Source organism: Xenorhabdus taiwanensis (genome assembly GCF_036512875.1).
Taxonomy (GTDB): domain Bacteria; phylum Pseudomonadota; class Gammaproteobacteria; order Enterobacterales; family Enterobacteriaceae; genus Xenorhabdus; species Xenorhabdus taiwanensis.
The window spans coordinates 973,337-987,795 of the sequence record NZ_AP028978.1 but is presented as its reverse complement, the minus strand read 5'-3'; the positions used below and the strand labels follow the sequence as shown (position 1 = coordinate 987,795).

General features: G+C 49.2%; 5 protein-coding genes and 1 pseudogene. All 6 read left to right on the top strand.

Going from position 1 to position 14,459, the window contains the following annotated elements:
* Positions 1 to 42 precede the first annotated feature (42 nt).
* The 6 genes and pseudogenes from ACE1SE_RS04335 to ACE1SE_RS04310 all read left to right on the top strand — a co-directional run bounded on the left by ACE1SE_RS04335 (position 43) and on the right by ACE1SE_RS04310 (position 14,443).
* Positions 43 to 3,513, top strand: a complete 3,471-nt coding sequence (locus ACE1SE_RS04335; RefSeq protein WP_374052803.1) for a Tc toxin subunit A — start codon at positions 43 to 45, stop codon at positions 3,511 to 3,513.
* 6 nt (positions 3,514 to 3,519) lie between these two features.
* Positions 3,520 to 7,704, top strand: coding sequence for a Tc toxin subunit A-related protein (locus ACE1SE_RS04330; RefSeq protein WP_374052802.1), 4,185 nt, complete (start codon positions 3,520 to 3,522; stop codon positions 7,702 to 7,704).
* A gap of 45 nt (positions 7,705 to 7,749) precedes the next feature.
* Complete coding sequence (locus ACE1SE_RS04325) at positions 7,750 to 9,696, top strand: glycoside hydrolase family 18 protein (protein ID WP_374052801.1); 1,947 nt, start codon at positions 7,750 to 7,752, stop codon at positions 9,694 to 9,696.
* Positions 9,697 to 9,774: 78 nt separating this feature from the next.
* On the top strand, positions 9,775 to 9,954 hold the full coding sequence (locus tag ACE1SE_RS04320) for a hypothetical protein (RefSeq protein WP_374052800.1): 180 nt from the start codon (positions 9,775 to 9,777) through the stop codon (positions 9,952 to 9,954).
* Positions 9,955 to 9,982: 28 nt separating this feature from the next.
* Positions 9,983 to 10,948: pseudogene (locus tag ACE1SE_RS04315) on the top strand (SpvB/TcaC N-terminal domain-containing protein); the annotation flags it as partial.
* A 1,011-nt stretch (positions 10,949 to 11,959) separates the two neighbouring features.
* Positions 11,960 to 14,443, top strand: coding sequence for a toxin TcdB middle/C-terminal domain-containing protein (locus tag ACE1SE_RS04310; RefSeq protein WP_374053589.1), 2,484 nt, complete (start codon positions 11,960 to 11,962; stop codon positions 14,441 to 14,443).
* The last annotated feature ends 16 nt before the right edge of the window (positions 14,444 to 14,459 follow it).

The following is a 14,459-nucleotide window of genomic DNA, read 5'->3' as shown; positions in this document are numbered from 1 at the left end:
TGAGCAGCTAATGCCGTGATTTATCTTAACGGGTGATAAAACATGAATACAACATCGACAGACGAGAAAACAGTAACGCCTCTGTTGGCATCCGCATTTATGCAGGCCCAGTCTTCCGTTCAACGACAGCAATCCATAGAGCAGAGCCATAATGAACTAAGTCGTTGGGGATATTTCTCGGTATTTGATATTGTCAAAGTCGGACCATCACGCTTCAGACGCCGCCACAAACATCATTTTAACGGTCAAGCAAAAACGCTCTATCAAAACGCGCTAAGCTACGCAACCCAACTGATTCACAGTGCCCGCGAACGGGGATTACGTGATGCCGAAACCCTGCGTATGGCCCGTGTTGCTTCTGGACAACCGGAACTACCCAACTATGCTGATCTTTTCCCTGAACCTTGGGACAATTTTTGTAAACCCGGTGCACTTGAAGCACTGAATTCCCCCGTTGCTTATCTGCTGGAGTTATATCAGTTCGCTCGCCAGCTTGAACTGGATGCAACCGAAGGTGCGATTGCTTTTGCACAACGACGTCCAGATATTCCAGAACTGTTACTGGATCGCGATAACACGAATCAGGAACTTCCGGCGTTACAGATAGTCAATGAAATTCTCTCATTTATCGCCGCTGATTATATCGATCATAGTCAGGAAACAGGTAAACCCGTTAACCAAGTGCTGGGAGAAACGTATTACCCTTACACTCTGCCTTTCAGTCTCGCAACGCTACAGGTTACACTTGGCTTAGCCGATAAAAATACATCTCTGGCCAGAGTGATTCAGGCACTCCATCAGGAGCTACCCGATTTTTGCACGGAAGTACAACCTGGCGCCACCAACAGCGTAATACTGGCAGCGACTCAACTGAGTCAGGGGCAAATGGAGCTGCTCACCGAAAAGACGCCTTTTCCTGCTACCAGCCTGACACAACCAGACTTGGTTGCCCAACACCGAAGTGGTAGCACCACTGAAACCTTAACCGATATTGATCTTTCCCAGCATGGTTATATTGTTCCTCAGCAACAGGGGGCACAGGGCACAGAATCACTGACCCTAACGCCATTACCTGCATCACGGGAACCTTATAATGAAATTCATGTTGAATGCCAAAATAAAGACGGAAAATCAGCGACTATCACACTGCGGGGGCAGTCTGTTCTTACCTGTCAACGCGCTAAACGCCGATTACAACCATTCAGTGACAATCCGCCCTATCCGCGTCAACTTCAACTGAGTTGGCACGACGAAGACAACAAAGATGTCGATCTCTCTCTCGGTCCATGGTTCGGTGATCTGACCATTCAGGCACAAAAATGGGATGACAAACAATCTTTTCTGACCCTGAAATATCATCTGGTGTTATCTGACAAGGCATTACCTGCTGAACAACTTTACCCTCAAGCAGAAGATTTCTTCAGAAAGAACTATGGATTGGAACTTAGTGAGCGTAACAGACTGCCGGAAATTCTGTTTCTTATTGACCGGATCAAGGGGCAGGCCGAAGAGATAGAACAAGCCATTGCCTGGGGCGATTTTAGTCCGGTTGTTTCCGCGAATATTAGCTTTACTAACCCGATATTTTCCAATAAACAAAGCACATTACGTTTTCCATTACCTTTCCAGATTGGTGCCAGTTACCTCAATGTCGGTCAGCCTGAAGCCGTTGGTATTGATGTCCAACGCCCCCGCAATCTGACTGCAACCACAAATCAGCGTTTTGATCGCCTACAACGGTTAATTCGCTTACAACGCTGGTTAGAAATACCGCATCATGATTTGGATTGGTTATTAACCTGCGCAATGCGGGCAGAAGGTGAAAATAACCTAACACTGGAGATAAATTTTAATACGTTGCGTGCATTAGGTTTATTCCGTCATCTCAACAATCGTTATAAATTGTCGGCTCCTGCTTTCGCAACTGTCTTACATACACTCTCACCTTTTGCTGTCAGCGGAAATCCCGCTTTTTTGGATCAGGTATTCAATCAACCCAAACTCTTTGATGAACCTTTCTTTGTTGATAATCGTACTTTTGATTACAATACGACTCGTGGTAACGATGCACGAACGATTAAGCAACTGTGCGCTGGATTGAAAATCACTGTAGCCACCTTCCAATTGTTAGCTGAACAGGTAAACAGCGCCTTTAATCTGCCATCCGGCAAGCTAATGTGCTCACTGCCTGTTATTTCGGCTCTTTATCGTCTGGTTACTGTTCCCCGGTTATTCAATTTAACCCCTGAACAGGGAATAATGCTGATGAACGCGTTAAGCGCCAGCGGGAAATTCTCATCTCATATTCTGGCTGGTGAACCCCGATTAAGCCTGTTGACACCGGATGGTTCAAGTACTACAGAAGTTGACTTACTGGATATTATTCTGCTTTTGGAAGAAGTTGCTGCTTGGCTGCAACAGAGCAAACTGAAACCGGAAGAATTCTGCCTGATGCTACAAAGTGTTATGTTGCCGGTGGTTGCAACTGACAACAGTGTGACATTCTTTGACAATCTGCTGCAAGGCATTCCCAAAACCTTACTTACCGAGGATAACTTCAACGCAGGGGACATCCCCAGACTCTCTGAGGGAGAAACCTGGTTTGACAAACTTTTTATGCTGGTAACTAGCAATGGACTCGTCAATGTTTATCCACTCCATTGGGGTCAGAGCGATGAAGATTATCTGAAATCAGTATTGACACCTATTGTTGAAAAAATCATTGACGATCCAGACAGTGTGGTTATCACCGTTTCCGCATTAACACAGGTCATTACTCAGGCGAAAACTGCGCAGGAAGATCTGGTTTCCACCAGCGTGACACGAGAATACGGCACTGGGCGCGATATCGTTCCTTGGTTATTACGCTGGATTGGTAGCAGTGTTCCCGATTTCTTGGACAAAATTTATGTACAAGGAGCAACCAGAGGCGGATATCTGCGCACGCCACGAGATATCAGCGATGAATTGCTGCGTATCACCTATCATCTGGCGATGAATGCTATGCTGATTAAGCAGTTAAGACTCAAAGCGCAAATCGTTTCATTACGTATCATCATGCCTGAATGGCTCGGATTACCGCCGATAGATGGCAGCCCGCTATCCGTGCATGAAATTTGGGCACTGAGCCGATTCCGTAACTGGGCAACCAGTTCATTGTTCAGCGAAGATGAGTTAATCGAGTATTTCGCTTTTGCCAATCAGCCGGAGCGCGACGTCCGTAATGATGAAGATTTTGATCGAGACTGCGCTGAAAAGCTTGCCGACATACTTGAGTGGGATGCCGATGAAATTGAGCTGGCAACCCAACATTTTGATCCTGCCCCAACGCGTGCCAGAAACATGACACAAATTGACTGGCTACGTCGTGTCATGGCGTTGTCGCGTCAGACTGGTTTGTCGGTGACACCATTGATGACAGCCGCAACGTTGCCGCCTTTCCCGCCCTATGACCAAATAACCCATATAGGTGAAGCGGTTATTGCGGCAACTCAGTACCCATCAGAGGAGTAAGGAACGATGAGTTCAGTTACCCAATCTATTGAAGAACGTTTATTGGAATCACAGCGCGATGCACTGTTGGATTTCTACCTTGGACAAGTCGTTGCCTATTCACCTGACATGACAAGTCTGCGCGATAAAATTAAGGATGTTGACGATGCCTGCGACTACCTCCTGCTGGATCTACTGACTTCCGCCAAGGTCAAAGCAACACGGCTTTCGCTTGCGACCAATTCATTGCAGCAATTTGTTAACCGTGTGTCACTGAATATTGAGCCCGGCTTGTTTATGACTGCTGAAGAGAGCGAAAATTGGCAGGAATTTGCTAACCGTTATAATTACTGGTCTGCGGATCGTTTATTGCGGACTTACCCAGAAAGCTATCTGGAACCGCTGTTACGCCTTAATAAAACAGAATTCTTTTTCCAACTAGAAGGTGCCCTTAATCAGGGAAAAATTACCGAAGATTCCGTACAACAAGCTGTACTGGGCTATCTGAATAATTTCGAAGATGTCAGTAACCTGAAAGTTATCGCCGGCTATGAAGATGGTGTTAACATCAAACACGATAAGTTTTTCTTTGTCGGGCGCACCCGTACACAGCCATACCAATATTACTGGCGTTCATTGAATCTTTCGATCCGCCATCCTGATACCGATGCGTTATCCCCCAATGCCTGGAGTGAGTGGAAACCTATTGATCTGCCGTTGGGCAGCGTAGACCCCAATTTGATACGCCCCATTTTTCTGAATAATCGCCTGTATATTGCCTGGACAGAAGTTGAAGAACAGTCTGAAAAAAAAGATACGACGGCGTTATTACTGCATAACCAAAATACTGAGTCTCGTTATACTCCTACCGCAAGTGATTGGGTTCCCCCCAAACCGTTTCTGACCCGGATCAAAATTGCTTATGCTAAATATGATGGCAGCTGGAGTACACCAACCATTTTGCGCGAAGATAATCTGCAATACCGGATGGCTCAGATGGTTGCCGTGATGGATATACAGCAGGACCCGCATAACCCGTTATTGGCTCTTGTCCCCTTTGTCCGTCTTCAGGGAACGGATGATAACGGTGATTATGATTTTGACGAAGCCTTTGGTTATGTCTGCGACACGCTGTTGGTAGAAATTACCGATCTGCCGGACGATGAGTATGATGATGGGCGAAAAGGAAAATATGTCGGCAATTTGGTCTGGTATTACTCACGTGAACACAAGGATGCAGAAGGCCATCCTATTGATTACCGTACCATGGTACTCTATCCGGCAACCCGGGAAGAGCGTTTTCCTATTGCTGGGGAAGCCAAACAGGAAGGGAATCCTGATTTCGGCAAGGACAGTATCAAACTGATTGTCAATTTTGTTCATGGTACTGATGACACACTGGAGGTCGTCGCTCAGTCTGATTTTAATTTTGGTGCTATAAAAGATCATCAATTTTACGACGCTTCTTTCCGTCTGATGCACGATGATACTGTATTGGATGAGCAACTACTGGTATTGGATGAAAAAGTACCTGATTTAATGTATCCGTCAATAAAACTGGGGGCGGATAACCGAATCACACTGAAAGCCGAACTCCTCTTTAAATCCAAAAGTGGCATCACTGATGAAAGAGCTACCTGCACTCAAGAGTTCAAAATCGGTATGCATATTCGCGAACTGATTAAGCTCAATGAACAGGATCAGGTGCAATTTCTTTCTTTCCCTGCAGAAGAAAATGGTAACGCGCCACAAAACATTCGTCTTAACACGTTGTTCGCAAAAAAACTGATCGCCATTGCCAGTCAGGGGATCCCACAGGTACTGAGCTGGAATACACAGATTATTACAGAACAACCCATGCCTGATTCATTCCCTACGCCAATTGACTTAAATGGCGCAAACGGGATCTATTTCTGGGAACTGTTTTTCCATATGCCATTCCTAGTCGCATGGCGACTGAATATAGAACAGCGATTAAAAGAGGCCACCGAATGGCTACACTATATTTTTAATCCACTGGAAGATGAACTTATTCAGGCCAGTAGTCAGGGAAAACCGCGTTACTGGAATTCACGGCCGATAATTGACCGCCCGCCGACCGTGTATCGTATGTTAATTGAGCCAACCGATCCGGACGCCATTGCTGCCAGTGAACCCATTCACTACCGGAAGGCAATATTCCGTTTCTATGTGAAAAATCTGTTAGATCAAGGGGACATGGAATACCGTAAGCTAACATCCAGTGCACGTATTGTGGCTCGGCAAATTTATGACTCCGTCAGTATGTTACTGGGCACCAGCCCCGATATTTTGCTCGCGGCAAACTGGCAACCCCGTACGCTACAGGATGTGGCTCAGCATGAAAGCAGTGAAGCACGGACACAGGAGTTAATATTCGCTGTCAATAGCGTGCCACTTCTGCCAGTGGTATACGATACATCCGTCTCTGCCACACCGTCTGATCTATTTATCAAACCTGTTGATACGGAATATCTCAAACTGTGGCAAATGTTGGATCAGCGTCTATACAATCTACGCCATAATCTGACGTTGGATGGTAAAGAGTTTCCGGCCGGATTATACGATGAGCCGATCAGCCCACAAGATCTGCTCAAGCAGCGTTACCAACGTGTCGTGACTAATCGTATGGCGGGTATGAAACGCCGGGCAATCCCGAATTATCGTTTCACCCCAATTATGAACCGGGCAAAAGAGGCGGTAGAAACACTGATCCAGTACGGCGCTACCCTACTCAGTTTGCTGGAGAAAAAAGACAATACTGACTTTGAACACTTCCGTATGCAGCAACAACTGGGACTGTACAGTTTTACCCGTAATCTGCAACAGCAAGCGATTGATATGCAACAGGCTTCACTGGATGCGCTGACCATCAGCCGACGTGCTGCTCAGGAGCGCCAGCAACACTATAAATCACTCTATGATGAAAATATCTCCACCACCGAGCAGGAAGTTATCGCATTACAATCAAGTGCTGCTAATGGTGTGATAGCGGCTCAGTCAGCCGCCACTGCAGCCGCTGTAGCGGATATGGTTCCCAATATTTTCGGTCTTGCCGTCGGGGGGATGGTTTTTGGCGGCATGCTGCGAGCAATCGGTGAAGGTATACGCATTGATGTTGAAAGTAAAAATGCCAAAGCCACCAGCCTGAGCGTGTCAGAAAATTACCGACGCCGCCAGCAAGAATGGGAGCTGCAATACAAACAGGCGGAGATCAACATCGAGGAGATCAATGCACAGATTGATGTTCAGCAACGCCAACTGAATATCAGCACAACTCAACTGGCACAACTAGATGCTCAGCATGAGCAGGATCAAGTTCTGCTGGAGTACTATTCAAACCGTTTCACCAATGATGCGTTATACACGTGGATGATCAGCCAAATCTCCGGGCTTTACCTGCAAGCCTATGATGCGGTTAATTCCCTCTGTTTACTGGCTGAAGCTTCCTGGCAGTACGAAACAGGCCAGTATGATATGAATTTCGTCCAAGGTGGTCTCTGGAACGATCTTTATCAGGGGCTGATGGTCGGAGAGCATCTGAAATTAGCCTTACAACGGATGGATCAGGCGTATTTACAACATAACACCAGACGCTTGGAGATAGTAAAAACCGTATCGGTAAAATCATTACTAACATCATCACAATGGGAAATTGGCAAGAGCACGGGTTCATTCACCTTCTTACTAGGTGCTGACATGTTTCTGCGCGATTATCCGACTCACGCTGATCGGCGCATAAAAACGGTAGCGCTGTCATTGCCTGCATTGCTGGGACCTTATGAAGATGTACGGGCTTCACTGATACAACTCAGCAATATACTTAACAGCACCGCCGACTTAAAAACTGTCGATTATCTGCTTAACCCCTTGGAACACACCAAACCAAAGAATGTCTTGTTGAACGTACAGGCCAATCAAAGTGTGGTGATCTCAACGGCCATGGAAGACAGCGGCATGTTCAGGCTCAATTTTGATGATGAACTGTTCCTGCCTTTTGAAGGAACAGGCGCCATTTCACAATGGAAGCTGGAATTTGGCTCCGATCAGGATCAACTGCTGGAGTCGCTGAGCGATATTATCCTCCATCTGCGTTATACCGCGCGCGATGTGAGTGGTGGAAGCAGTGAGTTCAGCCAACAGGTTCGCAGCCGTCTGAATAAACATCAATTAAAACAAGACAATTCTAACTGATATCAGGAGCTGGCTCCGGAATATAACGGGGCCGGAAGTGAAATTATGTCTCAAAATGTTTATCGATACCCGTCAATTAAAGCGATGTCTGATGCTAACAGCGAAGTAGGCGAATCGCTGGTTGCCTGGCAAAATCAATCTGGTGGTCAAACCTGGTATGTCATTTACGATAATGCAGTCTTTAAAAACATCGGCTGGGTTGAACGCTGGCATATCCCAGACCGCAATGTTTCATCTGATTTACCGGTCTATGAGAATGCCTGGCGATATGTCCGTGATGCGACACCGGAAGAAATTACTGATCACGGAAACCCGAATACGTCTACCGTACCGCCGGGAGAAAAAACCGAAATATTACAGTGCGATGAGCTCACAGAAGAAACGTATCAGAAAGTAGGATATGAACCTGACGGCAGAGGAACTCCTCTGAGTTACTCCTCGGCGCGTGTTGCCAAGTCCATGTACAATGAATATGAAGTTGATCCAGAAAACACCGAACCACTACCTAAAGTCTCGGCTTATATTACCGACTGGTGCCAGTATGATGCGCGCTTGTCGCCGGAAACACAGGGTAACACTGCACTAACCAGCGACGATGCCGCCCCCGGTCGTGGTTTTGATTTGGAAAAAATCCCGCCTACCGCCTACGACCGCTTGATTTTCAGTTTTATGGCCGTCAACGGTGATAAAGGCAAGTTATCCGAACGGATTAATGAGGTCGTTGACGGTTGGAACCGACAAGCAGAAGCCAGCAGCGGTCAGATTGCTCCTATTACGCTCGGCCATATTGTACCGGTCGATCCTTATGGTGATTTAGGTACCACACGCAATGTCGGTCTGGATGCTGATCAGCGCCGTGATGCCGGCCCGAAGAATTTCTTACAATATTATAATCAGGATGCAGCCTCCGGTTTGCTGGGGGGATTACGTAATCTGAAAGAGCGTGCAAAGCAGGCAGGGCACAAGCTGGAACTCGCATTCAGTATCGGTGGCTGGAGTATGTCAGGGTACTTCTCTGAGATGACCAAAAATCCCGATCAACGTACTACATTCGTGAATAGCATCGTCAATTTCTTCCAGCGTTTTCCCATGTTTACTGCGGTGGATATCGACTGGGAATACCCCGGAGCTTCAGGTGAAGAAGGCAATGAATTCGACCCGGAAAATGATGGCCCAAACTATGTTTTATTAGTGAAAGAGCTACGTGAAGCACTGGACATAACCTTTGGAACCCGGGCACGTAAAGAAATCACGATAGCCTGTAGTGCCGTCGTTGCCAAAATGGAGAAATCCAGCTTCAAAGAAATTTATCCTTATTTAGACAATATCTTTGTGATGACTTACGACTTCTTTGGTACCGGCTGGGCGGAATATATCGGTCATCATACTAACCTGTATCCACCCAAATATGAATATGACGGCGATACCCCTCCTCTACCCAATCCTGACCGAGAGATGGATTACTCGGCAGATGAAGCAATTCGTTTCTTATTATCACAAGGTGTAAAACCGGAACAAATTCACCTCGGTTTTGCTAACTACGGGCGTTCATGCCGGGGCGCTGATCTGGCAACCCGCCGCTATAACAGAACAGGAGATCCACTGGGTACCATGGAAAAAGGTGCACCGGAATTCTTCTGTCTGTTGAATAACCAATACGATGCGGAATATGAAATTTCACGCGGGAAAAATCAATTTGAACTGGTGACAGACACGGAAACCGACGCTGACGCACTCTTTAACGCTGACGGTGGTCACTGGATTTCACTGGATACGCCCCGCACTGTGCTGCATAAGGGAATTTATGCAGCCAAAATGAAATTGGGTGGGATCTTCTCTTGGTCAGGTGATCAGGATAATGGTCTGTTGGCAAATGCCGCTCACGAAGGCTTGGGTTACTTACCTGTCCCCGGAAAAGAGAAAATTGATATGGGACCTTTATATAACAGAGGACGCCTCATTCAACTTCCTAAGGTAACCCGTCGTAAGTGAAATTTTCCGGTGGCCTCATAGAGGTCACCGTATCGCGGTAATATTCAAATGTTGTGGAAGAGCAATCCGGAGCTTTTTATGCAAAATCCCGAACAACCGCTCTCAATAAATCAGCCTATCCATCCCAAAGACGGTGCTATCCAAGGTATGGCAACCTTGACCTTACCTCTGAAAGTGGCTTCCGGCAGCCGTGCCGCGCCTGCACTTACCCGCTATCAGCCGCGTATTGTGTCTGATTTTAACCGGCTGGGATATTAGTAGTGAGAATCTGATTAGAGAAGCCAACATGGAGCTTTATATGCAAAATAGTCAAGATATTACGATAGCAACACCAGCACTACCTAAAGGCGGTGGCGCTATTCAGGGAATGGGTGAATCTCTTACTACTGGTGGTTCCAATGGCATGATGACGTTATCACTGCCACTACCCATTTCCAGCGGGCGCGGCACTGCACCTGCCTTGTCCCTCACCTACAGCAGCGGCAGCGGCAATGGCGCTTTTGGCATGGGGTGGCAGTCTGCTCCCATGGCTGTCAGCCTGCGTACCTCACACGGGGTGCCGCGTTATGAGGGCAGCGATACCTTTTTATGCCCGATGGGTGAGGTGATGAATGTTGCCCCAAATGAACGGGGCGAGCCGGATATCCGTACCACAAACCAATTGCAGGGCGTCACGTTAGGTGAGAGCTGGCAGGTGACCCGTTATCAGCCCCGTCTCGTTCAGGATTTCAGCCGGCTGGAATACTGGCAGCCGGAACAGGGTAATACGCAAAAACCTTTTTGGATGATGTTCAGTCCCAATGGTCAAGTGCATCTCTTTGGGAAAAACGCCCACGCCCGGGTGGCTAATCCGGCGGATGATAACAAGATCGCCCAGTGGCTACTCGAAGAAACTGTGACACCCACCGGCGAACATATTTACTACCAATACCGTGCCGAAGATGACGCAGGCTGCGATGAACATGAAAAAGAACAACACCCGTTATCCGGTGCACAACGCTACTTGATGCAGGTTCACTACGGTAATATCACGCCACAGGCAAGCCTGTTTGCCCTGAATAACACACTGCCTGCCAATGACCAATGGCTGTTCCATCTGGTGTTTGATTACGGCGAACGGCCAGGCTCGCTGTATGAAGTGCCTGCGTTTCAGGCAGGATCGGCAAGCTGGACGGCTCGCCCCGATTGTTTCTCCCGTTTTGAATACGGCTTTGAAATCCGTACCCGCCGTTTGTGCCAACAGGTACTGATGTTCCATCGCCTGAATGCGCTGGCAGGTAAAACTGAGGCCAGCGAAGTGCCTGCCTTAGTCTCACGTCTGATACTGAGTTACGATCCCAGTCTCAATATCAGTACCCTGGTCTCTGCCCGTCAGGTAGCGCACGAGAATGATGGAACACCCGTCACCCTGCCGCCGCTGGAGCTGGATTATCAACAACTGGATACGGCGTCGTTGCCGGCCTGGCAGCCCATGCCACAGTTGGACAAGTTTAACCCACACCAGCCTTATCAGTTCGTTGACCTGTATGGCGAAGGCTTGCCGGGCATCCTTTATCAGGATACTCCTGATGCGTGGTGGTACCGTCCGCCGATGCGTGACCTTCATGCGCCAGAGGGTAACGCAGTGACCTATGGTGAAATCAGACCGTTACCGCAGATGCCCGCCCAGCAGCATAATGCCTCACTGATGGACCTCAACGGGGATGGCAAACTGGATTGGGTTGTCACCTCCGCAGGGGTCAATGGCTATCACACGATGGCGCCAAACGGACAGTGGTCCCCTTTTATCCCGTTATCCGCTTTGCCGGTCGAGTATTTTCACCCGCAGGCACAACTGACCGACCTGACCGGCGCGGGGCTGGCCGATTTGGTCATGATCGGGCCACGCAGTGTACGCCTGTACGCTAACCAACCAACGGGCTGGAAGAAAGGCAACACCGTTATCCAGTCCGACGGGATGGCATTACCGATCCCCGGCGCGGATGAACGAAAACTGGTGGCCTTTGCTGATATGCTGGGTTCCGGCCAGCAACATCTGGTGGAGATTGCTGCTGACGGTGTGATGTGCTGGCCTAATCTCGGACACGGTCGCTTTGGGTATCCCATCAAGCTGGAAGGTTTGGCGGTTTCAGCCAAAAATTTTAATCCCGATCAGGTGTATTTGGCGGATATTGACGGTTCCGGCACCACCGACATTCTCTATGTCCACAGCACTTATCTAGAGCTGTTTATCAATGAAAGCGGCAATCAATTTGCGGCGCCGGTGCGCATCAATCTACCTGAGAATGTCCGGTTTGACCGGACATGTCAGTTACACATCGCCGATACGCAGGGATTGGGTGTATCCAGCATTATTCTGACTGTTCCCCATATGGCTTTGCAGCACTGGCGGTTGGATATGACCGAATACAAACCCGGATTGCTGAATACTATCAACAACAATATGGGCGCGGAAACCACCCTGTTTTACCGCAGTTCAGCGCAGTTCTGGCTGGATGAAAAACACCAGGCCGAAAGCGTGGGCCGTTCTGTGACCAGTTATCTGCCATTTCCTATCCATGTGTTGTGGCGTACTGAAGTATTGGATGAAATCACGGGTAATCGACTGACATCGATACAGGAATACGCCCATGGTGTCTGGGATGGTAGAGAGCGGGAGTTCCGGGGATTTGGCCGGGTCAGACAAAAAGATACCGATAAGCTGGCACAGGCAACCCATTCGTCAGTCACCGATCCCCTGTCGCCCGCTATCACGATCAGCTGGTTTGCCACGGGAGTTCCCGCCGTTGATACCCTGTTGGCAAATGAATTCTGGCACGGGGACAAACAGGCTTTCCCGCCCTTTACCTGCCGTTTTACGCATTTTGACCCTGATAAAGAACAGGATGTCACGCTCGTACCCTCAACAGAGGAAGCTTACTGGCTGCACCGGGCATTAAAAGGCCAACCGTTACACAGTGAAGTCTATGGTGACGATGACACGGGACTCGCGGGCGTGCCGTATACTATTATAGACAGTCGGCCCCAGGTCAGACTGATTGCGGGTTTACCGGGTAACTCACCGACAGTCTGGACGAGTGTGATTGAACAGAGAACCTGGCAGTACGAACGGATTGCCGAAGATCCGCAATGTCATCAGCAGGTGGTCCTGAATAGTGACCGCTACGGTTTCCCACGGGAGACCGTCGAGATTGCTTATCCCCGTCGCCCTAAACCCGCTGTCTCGCCTTACCCGGATACACTGCCGGCGACATTATTTGACAGCAGCTATGATGAGCAGCAACAGCAATTGCGGCTTACCCGGCAACGGCAAGGTTACCATCACCTGACTCACACGGAATATCAGGTACTGGGACTGACGGATGTCGTGCGAAGCGATGCCTGGGCCTACCCGGCAGAACGGGTACCTCGTGAAGGTCTTACGGTAGAGGACTTGCTGGCCGCAAACAGTCTGATAGCGCAGGGGACGCCCCTGACCTATTTGGGGCATCAGCGTGTGGCCTATACCGGCCCCGAAGAAAACCCGACCCGACAGGCATTGGTGGCTTATACCGAAACCGCGGTTTTTGATGAGCTGGCATTGCAGGCCTTTAATGGCACATTAACCCCTGAAGCTCTGGAAAAGAAATTAATTGAGGCGGGTTATTTGTATGTTCCACGCCCGTTCAATACCGGGGCAGAATCGGCGGTTTGGGTCGCCCGTCAGGGCTATACCGATTACGGCGGGGCGGAGGCGTTTTACCGTCCGTTGGCCCAGCGCGCTACGGTGCAGGTTGGGAAAACTGACATTGATTGGGATACCCATTACTGTGCCGTCATTCGCATGCAGGATGCCGCCGGCCTGTACACGGATGCCGCCTATGATTACCGCTTCCTGACGCCTGTTCAGATAACGGATGCGAATGACAACCAACAACACATCACCCTGAACGCGCTGGGGCAGGTGTCATCCAGTCGGTTCTGGGGGACAGAGGCAGGCACCTCTCAGGGTTACACCCCGCCTGAAAAGTTCCCATTTACACCGCCCTCCTCCGTGGAGGAGGCACTCGGCCTGAAACCCAATCTTCCGGTCGCTAATTGCATCGTCTATGCACCGCTGAGTTGGATGCCGTTGGCGTACACCTGTCAGGAATATATAGCCGGCTTCACGTGGCAGGCCCTGCTTGACGCGGGGGTAGTGACGGAAGATAAACGGGTTTGTACGCTGGGCTATCGTCGCTTGATGCGGCATCAACGTATCCCAATGAACGGGCAGGAATTGGCGGCTTCACGTGAGCCTGTCCATGTTCTGGCGCTGACCACTGACCGTTATGACACCGATCCTGAGCAGCAACTGCGTAAGAGCGTCACCTACAGCGACGGCTTTGGCCGTTTATTGCAAAGTGCCGTCTACCATGCACCGGGAGAAGCCTGGCAACGTGCCGCAGACGGCAGCCTGATGACGGACGCGAAAGGAAAACCCATCGTCGCCCATACCACCACCCGCTGGGCGGTCTCAGGCCGGACCGAGTACGATGGCAAAGGACAACCTGTCCGAACCTATCAGCCCTTTTTCCTGGATGCCTGGCAGTACCTCAGCGATGATAGCGCACGGCAGGATTTGTATGCCGATACATACCGTTATGATCCCCTCGGCCGGGAATACCAGGTGAGAACCGCCAAAGGGTATTTACGTCAAAACCGGCTGACCCCCTGGTTTGTCGTGAATGAAGATGAAAACGACACGCTCTCTGAGTTAACTCGATAACGTTAAATAATTAGAC

What these genes read in the sequence shown, in the direction of transcription:
- ACE1SE_RS04335 (WP_374052803.1), top strand. Translation starts at nt 43, where the DNA reads ATGAATACAACATCGACAGACGAGAAAACAGTAACGCCTCTGTTGGCA.
- ACE1SE_RS04330 (WP_374052802.1), top strand. Translation starts at nt 3,520, where the DNA reads ATGAGTTCAGTTACCCAATCTATTGAAGAACGTTTATTGGAATCACAG.
- ACE1SE_RS04320 (WP_374052800.1), top strand. Translation starts at nt 9,775, where the DNA reads ATGCAAAATCCCGAACAACCGCTCTCAATAAATCAGCCTATCCATCCC.
- ACE1SE_RS04325 (WP_374052801.1), top strand. Translation starts at nt 7,750, where the DNA reads ATGTCTCAAAATGTTTATCGATACCCGTCAATTAAAGCGATGTCTGAT.